This is a genomic window from Sphingosinicella sp., from assembly GCF_052388015.1.
Lineage (GTDB): Bacteria > Pseudomonadota > Alphaproteobacteria > Sphingomonadales > Sphingomonadaceae > Allosphingosinicella.
Window position 1 is genome coordinate 24,321 of the sequence record NZ_JBQTIN010000042.1, and the last position, 19,737, is coordinate 44,057.

The 19,737-nt window shown below is 67.7% G+C and carries 25 protein-coding genes; 11 read left to right on the forward strand and 14 right to left on the reverse strand.

The features are described 5' to 3' along the window. Window positions 1-47: 47 nt before the first annotated feature. The 5 genes from ACT4N3_RS03675 to ACT4N3_RS03695 form a co-directional block, all read right to left on the reverse strand. Complete coding sequence (locus ACT4N3_RS03675) at window positions 48-800, reverse strand: alpha/beta fold hydrolase (RefSeq protein ID WP_444853855.1); 753 nt, start codon at window positions 798-800, stop codon at window positions 48-50. Next, window positions 797-2,014 carry an MFS transporter gene (locus ACT4N3_RS03680; protein WP_444853856.1) on the reverse strand — a complete coding sequence of 406 codons (1,218 nt, stop codon included), beginning with the start codon at window positions 2,012-2,014 and terminating at the stop codon, window positions 797-799. The genes ACT4N3_RS03675 and ACT4N3_RS03680 overlap by 4 nt, the downstream gene beginning before the upstream one ends. Before the next feature lie 2 nt (window positions 2,015-2,016). Continuing rightward, window positions 2,017-2,460 (reverse strand): GFA family protein, encoded by a 444-nt coding sequence (locus ACT4N3_RS03685; protein WP_444853857.1) that lies wholly within the window; start codon window positions 2,458-2,460, stop codon window positions 2,017-2,019. Between the two features lie 36 nt (window positions 2,461-2,496). After that, on the reverse strand, window positions 2,497-2,958 hold the full coding sequence (locus ACT4N3_RS03690) for a DUF1465 family protein (RefSeq protein WP_444853858.1): 462 nt from the start codon (window positions 2,956-2,958) through the stop codon (window positions 2,497-2,499). A gap of 75 nt (window positions 2,959-3,033) precedes the next feature. Beyond that, on the reverse strand, window positions 3,034-3,261 hold the full coding sequence (locus ACT4N3_RS03695; protein WP_444853859.1) for a YdcH family protein: 228 nt from the start codon (window positions 3,259-3,261) through the stop codon (window positions 3,034-3,036). Window positions 3,262-3,406: 145 nt separating this feature from the next. On the opposite strand from ACT4N3_RS03695, the gene ACT4N3_RS03700 reads away from it, so the two are divergent. Beyond that, entirely contained in the window at window positions 3,407-3,571 is a 165-nt protein-coding gene (locus ACT4N3_RS03700) for a DUF465 domain-containing protein (protein WP_444853860.1), read from the forward strand. Window positions 3,572-3,653: 82 nt separating this feature from the next. Here ACT4N3_RS03700 and dksA read toward each other — a convergent pair whose 3' ends face one another. The 3 genes from dksA to ACT4N3_RS03715 all read right to left on the reverse strand — a co-directional run bounded on the left by dksA (window position 3,654) and on the right by ACT4N3_RS03715 (window position 5,948). Beyond that, window positions 3,654-4,094 (reverse strand): RNA polymerase-binding protein DksA, encoded by a 441-nt coding sequence (gene dksA, locus ACT4N3_RS03705; RefSeq protein WP_444853861.1) that lies wholly within the window; start codon window positions 4,092-4,094, stop codon window positions 3,654-3,656. 657 nt (window positions 4,095-4,751) lie between these two features. Beyond that, complete coding sequence (locus ACT4N3_RS03710) at window positions 4,752-5,441, reverse strand: hypothetical protein (protein WP_444853862.1); 690 nt, start codon at window positions 5,439-5,441, stop codon at window positions 4,752-4,754. 66 nt (window positions 5,442-5,507) lie between these two features. Beyond that, window positions 5,508-5,948: a host attachment family protein gene (locus tag ACT4N3_RS03715; protein WP_444853863.1), complete on the reverse strand. Its 441-nt coding sequence runs from the start codon at window positions 5,946-5,948 to the stop codon at window positions 5,508-5,510. 89 nt (window positions 5,949-6,037) lie between these two features. Here ACT4N3_RS03715 and surE point away from each other — a divergent pair, with 89 nt between their 5' ends. Next, window positions 6,038-6,802, forward strand: a complete 765-nt coding sequence (gene surE, locus ACT4N3_RS03720) for a 5'/3'-nucleotidase SurE (protein ID WP_444853864.1) — start codon at window positions 6,038-6,040, stop codon at window positions 6,800-6,802. Between the two features lie 181 nt (window positions 6,803-6,983). Next, window positions 6,984-7,358, forward strand: coding sequence for a hypothetical protein (locus ACT4N3_RS03725; RefSeq protein ID WP_444853865.1), 375 nt, complete (start codon window positions 6,984-6,986; stop codon window positions 7,356-7,358). A 77-nt stretch (window positions 7,359-7,435) separates the two neighbouring features. Here the strand turns inward: ACT4N3_RS03725 and ACT4N3_RS03730 are convergent, their stop codons facing one another. Together ACT4N3_RS03730 and ACT4N3_RS03735 are read right to left on the reverse strand one after the other, a co-directional pair. Further along, complete coding sequence (locus ACT4N3_RS03730; protein ID WP_444853866.1) at window positions 7,436-7,738, reverse strand: TFIIB-type zinc ribbon-containing protein; 303 nt, start codon at window positions 7,736-7,738, stop codon at window positions 7,436-7,438. 182 nt (window positions 7,739-7,920) lie between these two features. Further along, entirely contained in the window at window positions 7,921-8,652 is a 732-nt protein-coding gene (locus tag ACT4N3_RS03735; protein ID WP_444853867.1) for a glycine-rich domain-containing protein, read from the reverse strand. 287 nt (window positions 8,653-8,939) lie between these two features. On the opposite strand from ACT4N3_RS03735, the gene rimO reads away from it, so the two are divergent. Both rimO and ACT4N3_RS03745 read left to right on the forward strand, forming a co-directional pair. Next, a complete protein-coding gene (gene rimO / locus ACT4N3_RS03740; protein WP_444853894.1) occupies window positions 8,940-10,250 on the forward strand; it encodes a 30S ribosomal protein S12 methylthiotransferase RimO in 1,311 nt (436 codons plus the stop codon). 33 nt (window positions 10,251-10,283) lie between these two features. Beyond that, window positions 10,284-11,387 (forward strand): acyltransferase family protein, encoded by a 1,104-nt coding sequence (locus ACT4N3_RS03745; protein ID WP_444853868.1) that lies wholly within the window; start codon window positions 10,284-10,286, stop codon window positions 11,385-11,387. Window positions 11,388-11,422: 35 nt separating this feature from the next. Here ACT4N3_RS03745 and asd read toward each other — a convergent pair whose 3' ends face one another. Then, complete coding sequence (gene asd, locus ACT4N3_RS03750) at window positions 11,423-12,283, reverse strand: archaetidylserine decarboxylase (protein WP_444853869.1); 861 nt, start codon at window positions 12,281-12,283, stop codon at window positions 11,423-11,425. A 35-nt stretch (window positions 12,284-12,318) separates the two neighbouring features. Between asd and ACT4N3_RS03755 the strand changes: the two genes are divergently transcribed. Beyond that, window positions 12,319-13,980, forward strand: coding sequence for an aminotransferase class III-fold pyridoxal phosphate-dependent enzyme (locus ACT4N3_RS03755; protein ID WP_444853870.1), 1,662 nt, complete (start codon window positions 12,319-12,321; stop codon window positions 13,978-13,980). A gap of 12 nt (window positions 13,981-13,992) precedes the next feature. Here the strand turns inward: ACT4N3_RS03755 and ACT4N3_RS03760 are convergent, their stop codons facing one another. Both ACT4N3_RS03760 and ACT4N3_RS03765 read right to left on the reverse strand, forming a co-directional pair. Next, complete coding sequence (locus ACT4N3_RS03760; protein ID WP_444853871.1) at window positions 13,993-14,613, reverse strand: hypothetical protein; 621 nt, start codon at window positions 14,611-14,613, stop codon at window positions 13,993-13,995. 42 nt (window positions 14,614-14,655) lie between these two features. Further along, complete coding sequence (locus tag ACT4N3_RS03765; RefSeq protein ID WP_444853872.1) at window positions 14,656-15,327, reverse strand: class I SAM-dependent methyltransferase; 672 nt, start codon at window positions 15,325-15,327, stop codon at window positions 14,656-14,658. Between the two features lie 154 nt (window positions 15,328-15,481). Between ACT4N3_RS03765 and ACT4N3_RS03770 the strand changes: the two genes are divergently transcribed. From ACT4N3_RS03770 to ACT4N3_RS03790, 5 genes are all read left to right on the forward strand, one after another. Next, window positions 15,482-16,870, forward strand: coding sequence for a leucyl aminopeptidase family protein (locus ACT4N3_RS03770; protein WP_444853873.1), 1,389 nt, complete (start codon window positions 15,482-15,484; stop codon window positions 16,868-16,870). 120 nt (window positions 16,871-16,990) lie between these two features. Next, the gene (locus ACT4N3_RS03775; protein WP_444853874.1) at window positions 16,991-17,347 is read left to right on the forward strand and encodes a MarR family transcriptional regulator; all 357 of its coding nucleotides are present in this window, start codon (window positions 16,991-16,993) and stop codon (window positions 17,345-17,347) included. After that, entirely contained in the window at window positions 17,247-17,663 is a 417-nt protein-coding gene (locus ACT4N3_RS03780; protein WP_444853875.1) for an SH3 domain-containing protein, read from the forward strand. The genes ACT4N3_RS03775 and ACT4N3_RS03780 overlap by 101 nt, the downstream gene beginning before the upstream one ends. 75 nt (window positions 17,664-17,738) lie before the next feature. Next, entirely contained in the window at window positions 17,739-18,170 is a 432-nt protein-coding gene (locus ACT4N3_RS03785) for a hypothetical protein (RefSeq protein WP_444853876.1), read from the forward strand. Between the two features lie 42 nt (window positions 18,171-18,212). Beyond that, on the forward strand, window positions 18,213-18,623 hold the full coding sequence (locus ACT4N3_RS03790; RefSeq protein WP_444853877.1) for a hypothetical protein: 411 nt from the start codon (window positions 18,213-18,215) through the stop codon (window positions 18,621-18,623). Here the strand turns inward: ACT4N3_RS03790 and mltG are convergent. Further along, a complete protein-coding gene (mltG, locus tag ACT4N3_RS03795) occupies window positions 18,620-19,642 on the reverse strand; it encodes an endolytic transglycosylase MltG (RefSeq protein ID WP_444853878.1) in 1,023 nt (340 codons plus the stop codon). The genes ACT4N3_RS03790 and mltG overlap by 4 nt on opposite strands. Between the last annotated feature and the right edge of the window lie 95 nt (window positions 19,643-19,737).

Consider the following 19,737-nt stretch of genomic DNA (forward strand, 5'->3'; position numbering starts at 1 on the left):
TATTCCGAGCCCCTGGCGCGGCTGTTTGAACCCGGCCCGGACCGCCGTCAACGGGCGAGGAACGCCGCCATCGCGCGGCCCAGATCGGGCTTGGTCACCGCGCTCATATGATTGCCCGGCACCTCGACGAAGGTCGCATCGGGAATGAGCGCGGCCACCTGCTCGGCCTCGCCATTGTCGTGATCGTCGGCGCCCTGGAGGACCAAAGTCGGCATCGGGATCGCGCGAAGCTCGGCTTCGGTGGTATCGACGAAGCTGTCGAGCAGCGGCAGCAGCGCCTCGGGATCGCCGCCGGTCGTCTTCAGGAACGCCTCCGCCAGCCATTCCGGCGAGCCGCGTTCATGCGTTCCGAGGTCGGTCAGGATGCGCTTGAAATGGTCGCCACGGGCAATTGTGTCGGTGAGCCCGGTCAGTCCCATGCCGGAGATGATCAGCCGCCGAGGCCGCGCGCCCTTCACCACCATCCGGACGGAGGTCCGGGCGCCGAGCGAGTAGCCGCCAAGGTCATAGTCGCGGAGGCGCAGATGGGCGAGCAGCGCCAGCCCATCGTCGGCGAGCACGTCCGCCGGATAAGCCGACGGATCGTGCGGCTTCGCGCTGATGCCGTGCGCGCGCAGATCGGGCATGATCACCCGGAAGCCGGCGGCGGCGATCGTCGCGGCATGGCCGAATTTCAGCCAGTTTGTCTCGGCATCCGAAAAGAGACCGTGCAGCAGCACGACCGGCCTCCCTTCGCCCAGTTCATGCCAGGCGAGCGTGACGCCATCCGGCGCGGCGAAGCTGTGCATACCCGGTGTCATTCGGCCTCCGGCGCGGGCGTCAGCCTTCGGACCACGCCGAAGACAACGATCAGCAACGCCAATAGGACAAGCACGGAAGCGAGCAGGAAGGCGCCCCCCGGCTGACCCCGCTCGGCGCCGAACGCCAGGGCCTGGGTCATCGCCAGCGGCCCGATGATCGCGGCGATGCTGGCGATGCTCGCCATCCCGCCCTGCAAAGCGCCCTGGTGCGACGCGTCGGTCATCCGCGACAGCAGGGCGTTGAGCGACGGCCAGACCAGCCCCTGCAACGCGCTGAAGAAGATGATCGCATAGACCTGCCACCCTTCCCGCGCGAGCACGTAGAGCAGGAAGCTGGATCCCCCGACCAGCATCCCGATCACCACCGTCCGCGCCTCTCCGAAGCGGGCGATCGCCGGGCCGGTGACCAGGCTTTGGGCGAGCGCCATGGCGAGCCCGGCGGCGGCGAGCGACCAGCCGATCGCCGTCGCATCCCAGTGCATCGCGAGCCCAGCCCAGAAGGCCCAGGTCGCCGGATAGACGAAGTGGGCGAGCTGCCAGAGCAGGGCCGCGACCAGCAGCGGCGTCGCGCCGCCGGCATGGAAGAGCGGCCGAAACGCGCCGAAGACATGGGCGTCGCGCCAGTGGAACGGGCGGCGACGCTCGGCCGGCAAGGTCTCCGGCAGGCTGAACGCGATCCAGATCGCGTTGGCCCCAGCGAGAACCGCCGCGACAATGAACGGCGCCCGCGTTCCGAAATCCGACAGCAGCCCGCCGATCGCCGGGCCGAGGATGAAGCCGAGCCCGAACGCCGCGCCCATCAGGCCGAAGGTCGCGCCCCTCTTCTCCGGTTCCGTTATATCGGCGAGCACCGCGTTGGCCGGCCCGTAGGTCGCGCCGGCGATTCCGGCGATCGCCCGCCCGACGAACAGCCAGGCGAGGGTCGGCGCCGCGGCCATCAGCAGATAATCGAGCGCGAAGGCGATCGCCGAGAAGAGCAGGATCGGCCGCCGCCCTAAGCGGTCGCCGAGATTGCCGAGCACCGGCCCGGCGAAGAATTGCGCCAGGGCATAAGCGACGAGCATATAGCCCGCGATGCGCGTCGCCTCGGCGAGCGAGACCTGGCCGAGATGGACGATCAGATCCGGCAGCACCGGCAGGACGATGCCGAAGCCGATCGAATCGAGCAGCAATATGGTGAGAACGATCGGGACCGCCGGGTGGTGGAAGCGCATCCTTAGGCCGGCATTTCGGTGCCGGACCTGGCCCAGCGGTCGATCAGCACCTGATATTCGTCGGCGCGCTGCTCCGGCAAGCCCTCGGTGTTGAGCCAGGCGCGGTGCATGCTCTCGACGCCGAAATGGCCGGTCGGCCGGAAGCGCGACGGATCGTCGAAGGAAGCGACAGTGAGGTCCATCTTGTGATGATCGGGGTGAGCGAACCCCAGCGAGGTACCGCATTCCCGGCAATAAGGCCGGCCGGCAATCGGCGAGGATTCATACCAGTCGGGCTCATGCTCCCACGCAACGTCCGACTTCTTCACATTCGTGAACGCGATCGAGACGCTGCCGGTGGCGCGCTGGCACATCCGGCAATGGCAGAGATAGGCGTCGTTGCCGTCGATGTTGACGCTATAGCGGATCCGCCCGCACATGCAGCCGCCGGTCATCTGGTCAGCCATTTGGGCCCTCCTGGAACGAGGGCCGCGATACACGCCTTAGAGCGAGCGCTCCAGCCGGCTGATCAGGCCGCGCGCCGGGCTGGCGGGGGCCTCGTCGGCGATCGCGCCATGATCGAGGCGGCGGACGCGATCGTAGAGGTCGCTGCTCGCCTGGATGATCTCGGCCGCCGCTTCCGGCAGGCGCGGCAGCAGATCGGCGTCCGGGGGAGCGGCATCGCCGAGCCGTCGCTCCGGCGTCGCCGCCTCGGCGCGGGTCAGCTCGCCGGCGCGCACGGCGCGCTGGTTGAGCAGCCAGGCGATGACATGCATCAGCCGGGTCGTCACGCGGAGCGACTCGCAGGACAAAGCGACGCGGTCGGCCGGCACCAGCGCCAGCCGGTCGTCGCGCGCCTGATTGTCGAAATAGGAGCGCGCCTCATCGGCGAGCACCATCGCCTCGATATAGAGCGCATCGACCCACTTGGCCGCGACGTCGGGTTCCCTGAGGATGGTCGCCATGGCAATGGATTGGCACAGGCGGGGCGCAGCGGGAACGCCGAAAAGTTACTTACCGAGTCCCAAAAGAAAACGCTGTCAGGCGATGATGTCAGGGACCTGGCGGCTCTCCAGCAGCGCGATCTCGTCCTTGAGCCTGAGCTTGCGCTTCTTGAGCCGCGCGAGCCGGAGCTGATCGAGATTGACCGATTGACGGAGAGCGTCGATCGCCGCGTCCAGATCGCGATGCTCCGTTCTCAGCGTCGCCAGCCGGATCGCCGCCTCGTTCGCGCCCAAGCCGGCGCCGGCACCTGTATCGTCAGCCATCCGTTCCCCTTCGCCGGCCGAGCCGGCATGATAGGCTCTCGACAAGTCGCCGTCGATATCGGACAGTCGGCGGTTGCGAGGGGAGACAATTCCCCCGTCGGATGGTTAGATGGAGTCCGTCGTTAGCAAAGAAGGAGGCGTGTTCATGCAGGAGGCGCACATGTCGGCCCTCGAGGCCAAGCATGCGGGGCTCGAGGCCCAGATCGAAGAAGAAAACCAGCGCCCGCTGCCAGACACGGCCACCTTGCACCGGCTCAAAAAGGAAAAGCTCAAGATCAAGGAAGAGATGGCGGGGCTGACCCACCACTAGCCGAAGCCAGCCGCCGCTTCTCCCGCCCGGAGGAGCGGCGTTCCTCATTCATCGACAAGCGCCGAGGCGGCGCCGCCGGAGGTCAATCGTCGCGGGAGATGCGCTCGTTGCGCTCGTGCCGCTCCTGCGCCTCGACCGTCATCGTCGCGATCGGCCGTGCCTCCAGCCGGGCGAGGCCGATCGGCTCGCCGGTTACCTCGCAAAAACCATATTCGCCGGACTCGAGCCTTCTCAGCGCCGAATCGATCTTGCAGATCAGCTTGCGCTGCCGGTCGCGGGTGCGCAGGTGAATACCCCAGTCGGTCTCGCTCGAGGCGCGGTCGGTGAGATCCGCTTCCTGGATCGGGCCGCTGGCGAGCGCCGTCATCGTCTCCCGCGATTCCCGGACGATGGCGTCCTTCCAGCCAAGCAGCTTTTGCCGGAAATAGGCGATCTGCTCGGCGCTCATGAATTCTTCATTGGCGGACGGCCGGTAGCTGCCGTCGGCACGCGCACCAAAAGCGTCACTGTGAAGCGTAGCCATTACCCCTCCACTCCATTTCCCGGCCTTTTGAGACCGGGTCCGAACACGGGGCGGGCGAGCCTGTAACCGGCATTTTCTGTCTCCCGCCCCGGGGCGCGCCTATACAGTTGCCGCGAAAGCCCGGCAAGCCACGCTAACATAGAGCGAAAATATCACATCGGCGGGCGCGGTCCGGATGCCGCCCGGCACAGATCGGTGGCGGCGAATCGGGAGCGAGGTGATTCGTTTGCGCCCGTCATCGCCCGCCTGACCATCAAGTCGCGGCCAAGTGCTCGTTCACTCCGCCCCGGGCGCTGTCCAGTAATGGGACGCAATCGCCGTGCGAGGCCCAAATCGGGCCGCCAAAGGCCATGAAGATGGTTAACGCGCTTGCGCTTAAACCGATCGTTTGCATTCGCTGCTTAGTGCCCGATCGGCCGAACGACTTGGCGACCGCTTCGTCATCGACCCTCAGGCCAGGAACAGGATGCTGCTCATGTCGGTAAGAATGGCTCTCGCGCAACTTTGCGCTTGCACCTGCGGAGGCGCGATGGTCGGCGGCGGCGCCGTCTATGTGGCGGAAAATCCACCGGCGCGTCCGTCCCTCGTCCAGTCGGCGCATGCCCGCACCGCCACCCAGGCCAGCAGCACCAGCCGCTGGACCGGCAGCCGGACCAGCTACCGCCGCACCACCCGCGGCCGGGTCGTCCGGCGTACCGTGCGCCGCACAGTCTGCGCGGCGGGCGCCGGCGCCGGCGCGGTCACCACTTCGCGGATGATCATTCCCCCGGTTTTCGCGCCTCCGCCGCCCCAAGTCGCGTCGAGCGGGGGCTCCAGCGGCCTGGTGGTCGTCGGCGGTTCCGGGGGCAGCGGCTTCGGCTTCGGCGGAGGCTTCTTCTCGGGCGGCTTCTTCGGCGGCAGCAGCAGCTCGTCGGGCGGCAGCAGCGGCACGACGATCAACGTCTCGACCTCGACGTCGAGCGGCGTGTCGACCTCGACCGGTAGCGTCTCGACGTCGAGCGGCGTCTCGAGCTCCACCTCGACCGGCGGCAGTTCGACCTCGACGGGCGGCTCGTCCACCTCGACCTCCACGGGCGGCAGCTCGACCTCGAGCGGCAGCGTGTCGACCACCTCTTCTTCGTCGAGCTTCGGCGGCGGCACGTCGAGCTCGACCAGCAGCGCGTCGTCCTCGTCCGCCTCCTCGGCTTCGAGCAGCTCGACCTCCTCGTCGAGCGGCGGCAGCAATGGCGGCTCGAACGGCGGCACGCCGGTCCCGGCGCCGCCGATGATCCTGCTCTTCGGCGCCGGCGCCGCGGCGCTGATCGCCAGGAAGCGGCTCGGCAGGCGCTCCGCCTGAGCTGGCAGCACCGAGCCTGAAAGAGGCCCCGTCCGGACCAACCGGGCGGGGCCTTTTTCTTTTGGTCAGGTCGTCGCTCAGGCGCCCTGCAATGCCTTCTCGATTTCCGGCACCGGCAGGTTGACCAGATCCTTCGGCACCTCGCCGAGGATCCGCCGCTCAACCTCCTTGTGATAATGCTTTCTGAGCGCACCGAGCGTGCGCGGCGGCGCGACGATGATCAGCGCCTCGAACTCGTTGGCGAGGGCGCGTGACTTCAGTGTCTCGGCAAGCTCGGCGGCGAAGCGGTCCTCTTCCTGCCGGTGGAAATCGACCTCTTCCATCGATCCGCCGCGGCCGTCCATCGTCTTCATTGACTGGCCGGCGGTGTCGCTTGCCTGCTCATGATGCGCGGGATTAGCGAACTCCGCCTTGTCCTCGATCGAAAGGTTGGGGAACGCGCCGTCGCCTTCGTTGCGGAAGAACAGGGACTTGCGCCCATCCGCCACCAGAACGAGGCTATTGTTGGGCAGCTGCATCGCACACTCCATCGCCGGTTTCCGCCCATCAACGAAACAGGCGGCGCGATGGTTGCCGCCCGCGCGGCGAGCCGCCATAGCCGCTAGTGATGCGGATCCTGCTCACCAATGACGACGGCGTGAACGCGCCGGGGCTGAAGGTGCTGCAGGCGATCGCCCGCGCCTTTTCCGACGACCTCTGGATCGTCGCGCCGACCGAGGAGCAATCGGGTGCCGGCCATTCGCTGACCCTGACCACGCCGGTGCGCCTCCGGAAGCTCGGCGAGCGGCGCTTCTGCGTCACCGGCACGCCGACCGACGCGGTGATGATGGGCCTCGCCAATCTGATGAAGGACAGCCCGCCCGACCTCATCCTTTCCGGCGTCAATCGCGGCGCAAACCTGGGCGAGGACGTGACTTACTCGGGCACCGTCTCGGCGGCGATGGAAGGCGCCCTCGCCGGCATCCCCTCGATCGCCTTGTCGCAGAGCTATTCGCGCGAGGGCATGGGCGACGCCGTGCCCTTCGCGGCGGCCGAAGCCTGGGCGGAGCGGGTGCTGAAGCCGCTCATCGCCACGCCGATGGCGAGCCGGACGTTGGTCAATGTCAACTTCCCCGCTCTGCCGCCCGAGGAGGTTCGGGGCGTCCGCGTCGTCCGCCAGGGATTGCGCGACTATGGCCGCACCCGGATCGTCAAGCGCGCCGATCCGCGCGGCTACAATTATTACTGGTTCGGGCTGGGGCCGATGATCCATACGCCGGGCCACGCCACCGATCTGGAGGCGATCGCCGACGGCTTCGTGTCGGTGACGCCGCTCCACCTCGATCTCACCCATGAGGCGTCGATGGAGCGGCTCGCCGCGCTCTATTCCTGAGCATCCGCCGGCCGGCGACCGCTCCGGCCGCACGGCTCATGGCTCTGGCGAGCGCCTGACGCGACGAAGCGACGCTGCGCCGGGAACAAGCGCGCGCGAGGCCGGTTCGGGGCCGATCGGCGTGGCCGTGGGGGTCATTGCCGATTCCACAAACATCCTCGCAGCTTGCAAAGGAAACCCGATGCGCCTCGTCGCTCTTTTTGCCGGTCTTATGCTCAGCGCCGTGCCGGCGGCCGCCCAGAACATGCAGGAACCCGCCTCTACGCCGCCGGCCGGCGAGCAAGCGCCGGCGGCGGAGCAACCGCGCGCCGCCTCACCCGCCGAAACCGCCCAGCTCGTCCAGACCGAGTTCGCCGCGCGCGACCGCAATGGCGACGGGTCACTCAACCAGGCCGAGTTCAGCGCCTGGGTCGGCGAGCTGATGGCCCGCAGGCCTGGCCAGGCATCGCCGCCGAGCGAGGCCCAGCTCACCGCCGCCTTCGCCCGGGCCGACGCCGATCGCAACCAGGCGGTCTCGCAGGCGGAAATGACGGCCCTGTTCTCGCGGACCCGGTAGCGCCCAGGCGCCGCGCGGCGGGGGCGGTTCGTTCCGCCCCCGCCGCATTCTGGCGAGTGATGACCCGCGAGGGCGCCCTAGTCGAACAGCTCGGACAGGAACGACTTACGGCGATGGCTGTGATGCCCCCCGTGCCGGTAATGGGCGTCGTCGCCATAATATTGTTGTGGCGGCGCCTGGTGGACGGGCTGCACGCCCCTCGCCCCCGCCGCGCCGAGCCCTTCGGCGGCCTGGCTGCGCTCGATGATCTTGTCGAGCTCGCCGCGATCGAGCCAGACGCCGCGGCAGGTCGGGCAATAATCGATCTCGATCCCCTGCCGCTCGGACATTGTCAGCGTCGCGCCGTCGACCGGGCAGACCATCGGTCCGGGATTCGCCATGTTGAATTCTCCTCGTTGAGCCATGTCGATCGGGAGGAGATGCGGGCGCTTAAGGGCCAAGAACCTGCATCGAGCCTTCCCGATGCGGTCCGACATCACGTCGCCCAAAGGCGCCGCCAGAGGGGCCCGGTCCGCAGGGGCGAATTAGGGTCGCGATGTGACGCTTGCAAGGGCAGGCGCCGCTAGCCACCACAGCCTCCTCCGCAACCGCCGCCGCCACCGCCTCCGCCGCAGCCGTTGCCGTCACCGCTCGTTCCGCCCGCGGACCCGCCACAGCTGCCGCTGCAGCTCCGACCGCTCATATGTTGCCTCCATTCGCCGAACCTCGCGAAAGCGAGGAGGCCAGCGAAAATCACGAGAACGGATACGATGGCGAGCACATAGGTCAGGGTGCTTGGGCCTCCGTCATCGGAGGAGAACATCGTGCAGGCGCCAAGCAGGGCCGTCGCCGCCGCAAGCCCGGCCGCGCGGCCGGTCAGCGCCTTCGGCACCAGCCAGTAGCGCGCGCGATCCACCCATTGCGGCCGCGCGGCGAAGCGCGTGCCGGCGTTCGGCCAGATGTCGGCCCGCGGCGAGGATTCAAAGGTTTTCCCGTAGAGCCAAAGGGTCGCCTCATATTGACTATGATGGCGCACCGCCTCGTCGCGGCCGCCGGCCGTCGGCTCATGGTGCAGGGCGCGGCCAAGAATCTGGCCGCAGAGCACGTCCCGATAATGGCGCGAATAGCCGAGATGGAGATGCCAGGCCTGGTCCACGTCCTCCGACGGGGTGACCGGCTGATCGCTCGTCGCGGCAAGATAGAGGAAGCGGCGATATTCCCCGAACACCGCATCCGCATAAGCGGCGCTCCACCCATTTTCGCAGGCAAGCCTGGCAACGAACGTCAGGGCGGCGCCTTCCGGTTCGATGCGCATCCTGTCAAGGGATCGCCATAAGATGCCGGCCTGCCAGTCGGGGGTCTCCCCTATCTGGCGGCCCGCCTTCAGCTGCTCATGCTTCCCCATCGCGAATCTCCCCGATGACGAGCCCGAATGATAACTCTACTGCTAGAGTTGACAATAGGGAGGAGCCGAACGGTTTTGCTTTCGAGCCAAGCGGAGAATCCCGGAATCCCCGCCCGAGCCTATGAAAATCGCGGCGGACGCACTATGTGGCGCGCCTTCCAATGGAACTCGAACTCCCCGCCTCGCCCAAGGTCGGCATGGTTTCGCTCGGCTGTCCGAAGAACCTCGTCGATTCAGAGCGCATCCTGACCAAGCTCCGCTCGGACGGCTATGCCCTGTCCGCGGACTATGCCGGCGCGGACGTGGTGCTGGTCAACACCTGCGGCTTCCTCGACAGCGCCAAGGAGGAGAGTCTGGAGGCGATCGGCGAGGCGATCGCCGAGAACGGCCGGGTGATCGTTACCGGCTGCTTCGGCAAGGAGGCGGAGGTCATCCGCGCGCGCTTCCCGGACGTGCTCGCGATCACCGGTGCGCATCAATATGAGGAGGTGGTCGGTGCCGTCCATGTCGCCGCGCCGATCCCGCCGAGCGCCTATCTGAACCTGGTGCCGGATGCCGGCCTGAAGCTGACGCCGCGCCACTATTCCTATCTGAAGATTTCCGAGGGCTGCAATCACCGCTGCGCCTTCTGCATCATCCCGAGCCTGCGCGGCGACCTGGTCAGCCGCCGCCCCGACGCGATCCTGCGCGAGGCCGAGAAGCTGGTCGCGGCGGGCACGAAGGAGCTGCTGGTCATCAGCCAGGACACGTCGGCCTATGGCGTCGATATCCGCAAGGAGCCGCGGATGTGGAAAGGCCGCGAGATCGTCCCGCACATGACCGATCTCGCCCGCGCGCTCGGCCGGATCGCGCCCTGGGTGCGGCTTCACTATGTGTATCCCTATCCGCACGTCGATCAGGTCATCCCGCTGATGGCCGAGGGGCTGGTCCTCCCCTATCTCGACATCCCCTTCCAGCATGCCAGCCGCAGCGTTCTCAAGGCGATGCGCCGCCCGGCCAACGAGGCGAAAGTTCTGGAGCGCATCCGCGGCTGGCGGGAGATCTGCCCCGACATCGCGATCCGCTCGACCTTCATCACTGGTTTCCCCGGCGAGACCGACGCGGATTTCGAATATTTGCTGGACTGGCTGGACGAGGCGCAACTCGACCGGGTCGGCGCGTTCCGCTTCGAGCCGGTGCAGGGCGCGGCGGCGAACAGCCTGCCCGGCGCGGTGCCGGAAGAGGTGAAAGAGGAGCGCTACGCCCGCTTCATGGCGAAGAGCGCCGCAATCTCCGCCGCCAAGCTGCGGGCCAAGGTCGGCCGCGCCCTCGATGTGATCATCGACGCCGTCGATGCCGAGACGGCCGGTGCCACCGGTCGCTCCACGGCGGACGCGCCGGAGATCGACGGCGAGGTGCACCTGCGCGACGCTGGCCATCTCGCCCAGGGCGACATCGTGAAAGTCATGATCGAGGATGCCGACGAGCATGACTTGTTCGGCGCGCCCGTGCCGCGCATGGCCGGGTGACGAACAGGGGCAAAGCTGCCTAGGATGGGCTTCATGCAAGCCCCACCCCGCCCTCGCCTCGCCGCGCTCGACAGCTTTCGCGGGCTCACCGTCGCCGGGATGATCATCGTCAACACGCCGGGATCGAGCGAGCATGTCTGGTGGCCGCTCGACCATGCCGAATGGCATGGCTTTACGCCGACCGACCTCGTCTTTCCCGCCTTCCTCTGCGCGATGGGCGTCGCGCTCGGGCTGTCCTTCCCGCGCACCATCGACGCGCAGCTCTGGCGTCGCGTCGCGTGGCGGGTCTTCGCTTTGATCGCGATCGGCTGGGCGTGGCAGATGCTCGCGCGGCCGAGCATCGAGATGTTCCGCGTCTTCGGCGTGCTGCCGCGCCTCGGCCTCTGCTTTGGCCTCGCCGCGACCTTCGCGATCCTCACCGCGCGCCGCGCGCCCGACGGCAGGGCCAGCCTAAACCCGATCGCGATACTCATCGCCATCGCCGTCCTGCTGCTCGGCTATTGGGCGGCGATGACGCTCGGCGGCGATTTCACGCCCGAAGGCAATCTCGCCGGATGGGTCGATCGCGCGGTCGTCAGCGCGAACCATATGTGGCGGCTCGGCAGGGATGCCGCCGGCAATGTTGTCTACGATCCCGAGGGACTGTTCTCCACTTTGCCGGCCACCGCCAACGTGCTGTTCGGCCTGCTCGCCGCGCTGGCGTGGCAGCGCGCTCCCGATCGCGCCACTTCATGGATCGCGCTCGCCGGAGTCGCGCTCGTCCTGCTCGGCCTCGCCCTCGCGCCCGTTTTCCCGATCAACAAGCGGATCTGGACGAGCAGCTACGTTCTGCTCTCGACCGGCCTTTCAGCCTTGCTCTTCGCCGGCTGCATCGTCGCGACGCGGAGTCCAGCAGTCCGTCGCGCGCTCCGGCCGTTCGACGTGTTCGGAATGAACGCGATCTTGGGCTACGTCGTCTCGCTGCTGATCGGCCTGGCGGGGATCCGGCTGGGCTTCCAGGCCGCCGGCTTTGCGGCGATCGACGGCGTGCTCCACGCCCCCTGGCTCGCGTCGTTCCTCTATGCGCTGGCGGTACTGCTCATCGTGCTGGCGTTGCTGATCCCGCTGCACCGGCGCGGCATCCATCTCCGCCTGTAACCGCAAGGACCGTTGCTCCGATTCCGGCTGGCCTGTCAGGGCAGCCGCATAAGCGCGTGTCCCGCGCGGATGCGGGCGCCATCTTCGATCCCGTCCGCGAGCGCGAAGCCATGCGGCGCGAGGACGATCATCGTCGAGCCATGCTCGAACCAGCCCATCTCCTCACCCTTCTCCAGCCGCGTGTCGCACGGGATCGTCCGCGCGCCGCCGTCGCGCAACAGCCGGCCGTCGCCGGCGAAGTGGAGGCGGATGCCGGCGACGAGGATCGCCGCGACCGGGACGAGCAGGATCGGATGGCCGCTCGCCGCGAGCCGGGCCGCGATCACCGCCCGCTCGTTGCGGCAATAGAGACGCTCGACGCGATTCAGGGCGGCGCGGTTCACGTTCCAGGCGTCGCCGGGGATGTAGCGCACCTGCTCCACGGTCAGAGCGTGCGGTGCATGGAAGCGGTGATACATGCCGGCGGTGAGCCTGAGCGTCACGAAGCTGCCCTCCGCAAACTCGTCCGCCTCGCCGTCGAGCAGGTCGCACAGCGCATAGTCCCGCCCTTTCACCTGATAGAGCCGGCCCGCCTCGACCCGGCCGCAGGTGCCGACGATCGCATCGCAGGGGCTTGCCAGAATTTTCGGCGTGGAATCAAAGGGTCGCGCACCGTCCATGAGATCACGCGTAAAGGCGTGATGGAGGCTGCGGAACCGCGTCTCGCGGGCCTGATCGAGATCGGGATCGGCGAAGAAGCGCCACAGCGCGATCGAAGGGACCCGCACCAGCGGGTTTTCGATCTTGCTCAGATTGCCCATCCACCGCGTCGCCGATCGGCGCGGCAGGCGATTGGTCAGCGCGAAATTGACGTCGTCGCGCAGCAGCAGGCCCATCAGACGGTGGCGCACTGTCATATTTGATACCCCGGCCTGTCGTAGCGCTGCCGTCGATGCGGAACAAAACGACATGGGCGACCGCGGCCGTGACCGGCGTCGTCAGCCTCCTCACCCTCGGCGCGGTGCGCCGAAGGCTGATCCTGTCGCGGGCCAAGCATCGCTCCCTCAGCGGCCATGTGCGGATGGCGAAGCGGGTGGCGGGACTGATCCCCTTCTACGCTTATGACGAGCGCCGCTTCTTTCGCGCCGACGACCCCACCGAGGACGTCGCGGCGACGAGGGAGGCGAGCTTTCGGCGTCTTTCCGCGCTCTATGCCGAACGCTTCGCGAAGAGCGTGGCGCTGACCGCCGCGGCGCGCGAGGGTCTGTCGGATCTCCAGTTTACCGGCGCCTATCGGGTGCCCTTCCAGTTCAGCCGTTACGTCCGCGAGCACCTGCCGGTCGGCGCCTTCATGGAGTCCTCCGACGGCGTGACGCTCACCGACCTGGACGGCAATGTCCTTTACGATCTGGCCGGCTCCTACGGCGCCAATCTTCTCGGCCATGACGTTTACAAGGCCTGCATCGCCGAGGCGGTCGAGGAGGCGGGCCGGCTGGGGCCGGTGCTCGGCAGCTACCACCCGATCGTCGCCGACAATGTCGCGCGGCTCAGGGCGCTGTCCGGCATGGACGAGGTCTCGTTCCACATGTCGGGCACCGAGGCGGTGATGCAGGCGGTGCGCCTCGCCCGCTACCACACCGGCCGGCCGCGCATCGTTCGCTTCGCCGGCGCTTATCATGGCTGGTGGGGCGAGGTGCAGCCGGGCATCGGCAACCCCGTCCCGGCCGACCGCACGCTGACCCTGGCCGACATGTCCGACAAGGCGCTCGCCGCGCTGGCGAGCCGCAGGGATGTCGCCTGCGTGCTGGTCAATCCGCTGCAGGCGCTGCATCCGAACAAAGGCGCGCCGGCCGATTCCGCTTTGGTCGATTCGAGCCGTGCGGCCGGCGTCGACCGCGCCGCTTATGGCGCATGGCTGCGGCGGCTGGCCGACACCTGCCGCGCCAACGGCATCGTCCTGATCTTCGACGAGGTGTTCACCGGCTTCCGCCTCGCCCCCGGCGGCGCGGCCGAATATTTTGGCGCGAAGCCGGACATGGTGACCTATGGCAAGACGCTGGGCGGCGGGCTGCCGGTCGGCGTGATCTGCGGGCCGCATGCGCTGATGAAGCGCTACCGCGACGACCGGCCCGGCGACATTTGCTTCGCCCGCGGCACGTTCAACAGCCATCCCTATGTGATGGGCGCGATGAACGCCTTCCTCAGCCGCTTCGAGAGCGCCGAGGTCCGGGCGCTCTACGATGGGCTCGACGAGCGCTGGAACGGACGCGCCGCCACGCTCAACGCGCGCCTTGCCGAAGCGGGCGTGCCGGTCGCGGTCGCCAATCTCTCGACGATCTGGACGGTCACCTTCGCCGCGCCCTCGCCCTACAACTGGATGCTGCAATACTATCTCCGCGCCGAGGGGCTGCATTTGTCCTGGGTCGGCACCGGCCGGCTGATCTTCAGCCTGAATTATGACGACGCCGACTTCGCCGAGGTCGCCGAGCGGTTCGTCCGCGCCGCGCATGCGATGCAGGACGATCAATGGTGGACGCACGATCCCGCCCTCACTGACAAGACGATCCGCCGCCGGCTGCTGCGCGAAATGTTCGCCGCGCGGCGGAAGGGCTGAGCGCCGGCGTGATCAGTGCGCGCCGGCGGCGAGTTCGTCCTCGAGCTCGCCGTCGATCCGCTCGCCCTTCAGCAGCCGCACCGGCGCCTTGTAGTAGAGCTTGATGTCGTTGAACGGGTCGGTGACGATCTTCGCCGCCCAGGCGAGCCCGGTCTCGATGTCGCGGATGAAGAACAGCTGCACGGTGCGGAACACCAGCCCGGCGGCGCCAAGCCCCAGCCAGAGCAGGCCGAGATGGCGGACGAATTCGACCGGGCCGTCATGCGGAACGAACAGGCCGAGCGCAGTCGGATCGAGCCAGAGCAGCAGGGGCGTCGCCATCCAGATCGACATGAACACCCATTTGCGGAACAGATTGTAGCCGACCTTGATCTCTTCCTTATATTCGTGCGTCGCCTGATTGACCTCGTCATAGCCCTTCGGCTCGAAGAAGAAGTGACCCGCCTGGCGGCTGGTCATCGCCACCAGCCAGCCCAGCAGGCTCGCCAGCGCGGGATCGTGGAAGAGCAGGATATAGGCGCAGATGAATGTGCTCGCGCTCAGGAAGTGGAGGCTCTGGTTGATCAGGCTATGGTGATAATAGCGATGATCGTCCCAGCGAAGCTCGTTCAGCAATTCCTTGAAGCCGTTCATTTTTCGCCCCTGCCTGATTGAGTTTGAGTTGCCGGTTCCGCCCTAGGATGCCTGCGCCAGCTTCTCGAAGCGGACGAGGCTGAAATGGCCGAGCGGCGGCAGCGCGCGTCGCTCGATCAGCCGCACCGACGGCGTGCGCGCCGCCCAGTCGGTGTAGCGCTCCCAAGGAAATTCGGTGCGGAAGCCGAGGCGCTGCGTCACCGGCATCAGCGTCTTCTCGATCGCCTTGCGCACGCCCTTTTCGGCGCCGACCCGGGTTGTGATCACGATCTCGCCGCCCGGCCGTACGACGCGGGCGAATTCGTCCAGCGCCTTTTCCGGATTGGGCACCGAGGTGATGACATATTGGGCCACGACGACGTCGAACGAATCGTCGGGAAAGTTGAGATTCTCGGCGTCCATGACGTCGATCGCCTCGACATTGTCGAGGCCGAGCGCGGCCACGCGCCGGCGCGCCTTCTCGAGCATGGGCTCGGAGATATCGACGCCGTAGAGCCGGTTGGCGCGGCTATAGGCTGAGAGCGAGATGCCCGTCCCGACTCCGACCTCCAGGATGCGGCCGCCGATTCGCTCGGCGACCCGGATCGAGTCGACCCGGCCGCGCCGGAAGACCGGGCCGAAGACGAGATCGTAGACGGGAGCCCATCTGCCATAGGCGCCCGCGACCTGCTCGGTTCGCATGATCTCTTGGGGGTGGGCGGCGGTGCTGTGCATCGAAAACCCTTTCCGCTCGCGGCCCGGATTCGGGCCCCGGCGACCGTTATGTTCGCGCATTGTGAAAGCCTCGCGACTGTTGTGCGTTCTTTGCGTTTCAGCCGCGATGCACCGAGGCTCGCTGTCGCCGCGCCGATCCGCTAGGAGCGCCCGCGTGACCGACCTCTCCGCTCTGCTCAAGGCCGACAAGGGCCAACGCGCGACCGCCCTCCATCTCATCGACAAGAACATAGTCGACGCCTGGCTCAAAGCGCAGCCGGCGCGGGTGCGCGGCGCGGTCGCGGCACAAGGCTTCCAGGGCGAGGGCTTCCAGCTCGCCATCCTGCCCGGCGAGCGCGACGAATGGGCGGTGGTGCTGGGCGTCGCCAATGTCGAGGAACTTTCCGTCTGGTGCCTCGCCAAAGCGGCGGAAAGCTTGCCGGAAGGAACCTATCGCGTTGCGGAGCGCGGGCCCGGGCCGGCAATGCTCGGCTGGCTGCTCGGCCAGTATCGCTTCGACCGCTACAAGGAGAAGAAGAACGGCAAGGGCGCGCGCGTCTTGCTTGCCGACGAACCGGCGCGGATCGACGAGACGGTGGCGCTCGCCGAAGCGACCTTCCTGGTTCGCGATCTGGTCAACATCCCGGCCGGCGACCTCGGGCCGGCCGAGCTCGAGACGGCCGCACTGGCGCTTGCCGACCAGTTCGGCGCCAAGGTCAGCGTCACCCGCGACCATGCGCTCAATGAAGGCTATCCGATGGTCGCGGCGGTCGGCGCCGCCGCGGCGCCGGGCCGCGAGCCGCGCCTGATCGAGCTCGAATATGGCGACCGGCGCCATCCCCGGATCGCGGTCGTCGGCAAGGGCGTCTGCTTCGATTCCGGCGGGCTCGACATCAAGCCGTCCTCGGGCATGCGATTGATGAAGAAAGACATGGGCGGGGCGGCCCACGCACTGGCGCTGGCGCGGCTCATCATGGGCCTGAGGCTGCCGGTCCGGCTGCATTTGCTCATTCCCGCGGTCGAAAATGCTGTCTCGGGCGCTGCCTTCCGGCCCGGCGACATCCTGAAGAGCCGCAAGGGCCTCACCGTCGAGGTCGGCAACACCGATGCGGAGGGTCGCCTGATTCTCGGCGACGCGCTCGCGCGGGCGGGCGAAGAGAAGCCCGACTTGATCCTCGATTTCGCGACCCTCACCGGGGCGGCGCGGGTGGCGCTCGGGCCGGACCTGCCGGCCTTGTTCGCCAATGACGACGCCCTCGCCAGCGTCCTGCTCGCCGGCGGCGAAACGGTGAGTGACCCCTTGTGGCGGATGCCGCTCTGGGACGGCTATGACGAGCTGCTGGCCTCCGACGTCGCCGATCTCGGCAACATGGCGGACGGGCCGATGGCGGGCTCGGTCACCGCGGCGCTCTTCCTGCGCCGCTTCGTGCCGGAAGGCACGCCGTGGGCCCATCTCGATACCTTCGCCTGGCGCGCCGCGAACAGGCCGGGCCGGCCGAAAGGCGGCGACGCGCTCGGTCTGCGCGCCGCCTGGGAGATGTTGCGCCGTCGCTACGCGAACTGATCCGGATCAGGCATTTCCGATCTGTTCCGCAACGAAAACGGCTTTTGCTGGTTATACGACGCAATCATGACAGCAATTCGCCGGAGCGAGACCGTGCCCGACCAAGCCCTCAGCCGCTGGATGCAGACCCTGATCGCCTATGTGCGCTCGGGCCAGCCCGATCTCACCAACCGCCAGATGGCGTTGATGATGATCGTCTATCTCACCCAGGGTCCGCACACCGTGCGCGGCCTCGCCGAGCGCCTCGGCGTGTCCAAGCCGGTGATCACGCGCGCCTTGAATACTCTCGGCGCGCTCGGCTATCTGCGCCGCGTGCGCGACGATGCGGACCGCCGCAATGTGTTCGTCGCCAAAACGCCCATGGGACAGGACTTCCTTGAACGCTTCGGACGCAACCTCGACGGAGTCGCAGAACGCGGCGGCGGCAGCGCAGGCCGGGCACCGGACGAGCGCGGACTCATCCTCCAGCACGGCTAAGAGTTTCCGGCTCGCCGGTCCATCGGTTCGGCTCGATCCGCGCATCAACGCGTTTCGCGACGATCTCGCCGATATCGCGTTATCCGATCGTGTGCTCGCGCCGCATTATGCGCGGCCCATGGCCCGCGCCGCATTGAGCGCGGCCTCCGTCCACGCCTCACCCAACGCCGACGCCGAACAGGTCGCGAGCCTGGCTCCCGGCGCGATCTTTGCCGTGCTGGAATTCGCGGGAGGCTGGGCCTGGGGCTTCGTGCAGGACAACCACCTGGTGGGCTACGTCCCGGCCGCCGCATTGGACCAATCCACGCATCCGTAGCGGAGCTTTCAGCCACCGATTGCATTTCGGCTCCGAAAGCATAGGCTCCCCGTCCGGCAACAGGGAGGGGAGACCATGAACGCTCTTGGCTCATCGACGCCGGTCTGGTTCCGGCTGGTCGGCATCGTCGCGGTGCTGTGGAATCTGATCGGGGTCTGGACCTATCTCGGCCACGTCGGCGCGGTGCCGCCGATGCAGCCGATGACTCCCGAGCAGCAGGCGCTGTCCGCGACGGTTCCCGCCTGGGTGGTCGGCGCCTTCGCGATCGCGGTCTTCTCGGCCCTGCTGGCGAGCGTCCTGATGGTCATGTCCAGGGCGCTGGCGCGGCCGCTGTTCCTGCTCTCGCTGGTCTGCGTCGTCGCCCAGATGGGCTGGACCCTGTTCGTCAGCAACGCGCGCGCGGTGGAGGGCAATGCCGCCTTCGTCATGCCGCTCGTCGTGACCGGCATCGGCGCGTTGCTCTATTGGGCGAGCAATGTCGGCGTGAAGCGGGGCTGGCTGCGCTAGTTTTTCCCGGACGTCGTCTGTCGGCAATTAAGGGAGGACGTGATGAACGATGCAATCGGCGGGGGCGTCCCGCTCTGGTTTCGAATCGTCGCGGCACTTGGGCTGTTGTGGAACCTGTTCGGGGTCTACGCCTATCTGGAGACGGTCGGCGCCGTCCCGCGCTCCGACGCGGCGATGAGCAGCGCGAACATGCCGTCCTGGGTGACGGGCGCCTTCGCCATCTCGGTCTTCTCGGCGGTGCTCGCCACGGTCGGCCTGCTGCTGCTCAGGCGATGGGCGAAATGGCTGCTGATCCTGTCCTTCCTGTGCCTGATCGCCCAGGACATCTGGGCATTCGCGCTGGGCAATGCCGATACGTCCAAAGGCCTGGCGATTCCGATCGCCGTCAACCTGATCGCCATCCTGCTGCTCTGGATGGCCTGGGAAGGCGACCGGAAGGGCTGGCTTCGCTAGTTCATCTCGCCGCGGGCGCGGCGGATCGCGTACCAGCGCTGCACGTTTGCGTTATGCTCGGCCAGCGTGTTGGCGAAGATATGGCCGCCGCTGCCGTCGGCGACGAAGAACAAGGCCTGCGTGTCCTGGGGATCGAGCACTGCGGCGATCGACGCGCGGCCCGGATTGGCGATCGGCCCGATCGGCAGGCCGGCCAGCACATAAGTGTTGTAGCCGTTGCGCGCCAGGAGCTCCGAGCGGAGGATGCGCCGGCCGAGCGGCCGCCCTTGGGTGATCGGGTAGATGACGGTCGGATCGGCCTGGAGCGGCATGCCCTGCCTGAGGCGGTTCGAATAGACGCCGGCGATCGTCCGCCGCTCGGACTCGCGGCTCGTCTCCTTCTCGACGATCGAAGCGAGGATGATCGCCGCTTGCGGGCTTTGCACCACGCTGCCCTGCCGGCGTCGCGCCCAGAGCCGGGCCAGCGTCTCGGTCATCGCGCGCTGCATCCGGGCCAGCACGGCAGCCCGGGTTTCGCCCCTGCGGAAATCGTAGGTGTTGGGCAGCACCGATCCTTCCGGCGGCACCTCGATGTCGCCGGTGAGATAGGGAATGGCCATCAATCGGTCGCGCACGAGCACCGAGGGCATACCTTCGGGAATCGTCACCATCCGCCGCACCGGCTGGCCGAACTGGAGCATATCGAGGATCGCCGCCGGGCTCATGCCGGGCCGGATCAGGAACTCGCCCTGCTGCAGCGGCGCGTGGCTGCCGAACAGACGGGCGAAGATACGGAAGGTGATCGCGTTGCCGCGGATCGCTCCCGCCTGCTCGAGCTGGGCGGCGATGCGCGCGGTTCCGGAGCCCTGAGCAACGATGAACGTCGTCGGCTGCTCGGTCGGCCCGGGCCCGATCCAGAGCAGCCAGGTGGCGCCACCCGCCGCCGCGACCAGGAGGACGAAGAGGACGATGAGGACGAGGACGCCGCGCTTAAGCCGTGCGCCCAGCCTGCGTCGTCGCCTGCGCTTCGGTTGGGCCATCTGTCGCTATGCCGAATTGCCCCCTCTCCCCTGAGGGGAGAGGGTTGGGGTGAGGGGGTTCTGAGTCCGCGAGCAGCCTCCACCGCCGGACCCCC

Excerpts from the sequence above, each read along its gene's own strand:
- ACT4N3_RS03790 (WP_444853877.1), top strand. The coding sequence starts at position 18,213 with ATGAACGATGCAATCGGCGGGGGCGTCCCGCTCTGGTTTCGAATCGTC.
- ACT4N3_RS03680 (WP_444853856.1), bottom strand. The coding sequence starts at position 2,014 with ATGCGCTTCCACCACCCGGCGGTCCCGATCGTTCTCACCATATTGCTG.
- ACT4N3_RS03685 (WP_444853857.1), bottom strand. The coding sequence starts at position 2,460 with ATGGCTGACCAGATGACCGGCGGCTGCATGTGCGGGCGGATCCGCTAT.
- ACT4N3_RS03715 (WP_444853863.1), bottom strand. The coding sequence starts at position 5,948 with ATGCAGCTGCCCAACAATAGCCTCGTTCTGGTGGCGGATGGGCGCAAG.
- ACT4N3_RS03730 (WP_444853866.1), bottom strand. The coding sequence starts at position 7,738 with ATGGCGAATCCCGGACCGATGGTCTGCCCGGTCGACGGCGCGACGCTG.
- rimO (WP_444853894.1), top strand. The coding sequence starts at position 8,940 with ATGGTTTCGCTCGGCTGTCCGAAGAACCTCGTCGATTCAGAGCGCATC.
- ACT4N3_RS03725 (WP_444853865.1), top strand. The coding sequence starts at position 6,984 with ATGCGCCTCGTCGCTCTTTTTGCCGGTCTTATGCTCAGCGCCGTGCCG.
- mltG (WP_444853878.1), bottom strand. The coding sequence starts at position 19,642 with ATGGCCCAACCGAAGCGCAGGCGACGACGCAGGCTGGGCGCACGGCTT.
- surE (WP_444853864.1), top strand. The coding sequence starts at position 6,038 with ATGCGGATCCTGCTCACCAATGACGACGGCGTGAACGCGCCGGGGCTG.
- ACT4N3_RS03785 (WP_444853876.1), top strand. The coding sequence starts at position 17,739 with ATGAACGCTCTTGGCTCATCGACGCCGGTCTGGTTCCGGCTGGTCGGC.
- ACT4N3_RS03700 (WP_444853860.1), top strand. The coding sequence starts at position 3,407 with ATGCAGGAGGCGCACATGTCGGCCCTCGAGGCCAAGCATGCGGGGCTC.
- ACT4N3_RS03690 (WP_444853858.1), bottom strand. The coding sequence starts at position 2,958 with ATGGCGACCATCCTCAGGGAACCCGACGTCGCGGCCAAGTGGGTCGAT.
- ACT4N3_RS03675 (WP_444853855.1), bottom strand. The coding sequence starts at position 800 with ATGACACCGGGTATGCACAGCTTCGCCGCGCCGGATGGCGTCACGCTC.
- ACT4N3_RS03745 (WP_444853868.1), top strand. The coding sequence starts at position 10,284 with ATGCAAGCCCCACCCCGCCCTCGCCTCGCCGCGCTCGACAGCTTTCGC.
- ACT4N3_RS03695 (WP_444853859.1), bottom strand. The coding sequence starts at position 3,261 with ATGGCTGACGATACAGGTGCCGGCGCCGGCTTGGGCGCGAACGAGGCG.
- ACT4N3_RS03760 (WP_444853871.1), bottom strand. The coding sequence starts at position 14,613 with ATGAACGGCTTCAAGGAATTGCTGAACGAGCTTCGCTGGGACGATCAT.
- dksA (WP_444853861.1), bottom strand. The coding sequence starts at position 4,094 with ATGGCTACGCTTCACAGTGACGCTTTTGGTGCGCGTGCCGACGGCAGC.
- asd (WP_444853869.1), bottom strand. The coding sequence starts at position 12,283 with ATGACAGTGCGCCACCGTCTGATGGGCCTGCTGCTGCGCGACGACGTC.
- ACT4N3_RS03765 (WP_444853872.1), bottom strand. The coding sequence starts at position 15,327 with ATGCACAGCACCGCCGCCCACCCCCAAGAGATCATGCGAACCGAGCAG.
- ACT4N3_RS03775 (WP_444853874.1), top strand. The coding sequence starts at position 16,991 with ATGCAGACCCTGATCGCCTATGTGCGCTCGGGCCAGCCCGATCTCACC.
- ACT4N3_RS03735 (WP_444853867.1), bottom strand. The coding sequence starts at position 8,652 with ATGCGCATCGAACCGGAAGGCGCCGCCCTGACGTTCGTTGCCAGGCTT.
- ACT4N3_RS03755 (WP_444853870.1), top strand. The coding sequence starts at position 12,319 with ATGCGGAACAAAACGACATGGGCGACCGCGGCCGTGACCGGCGTCGTC.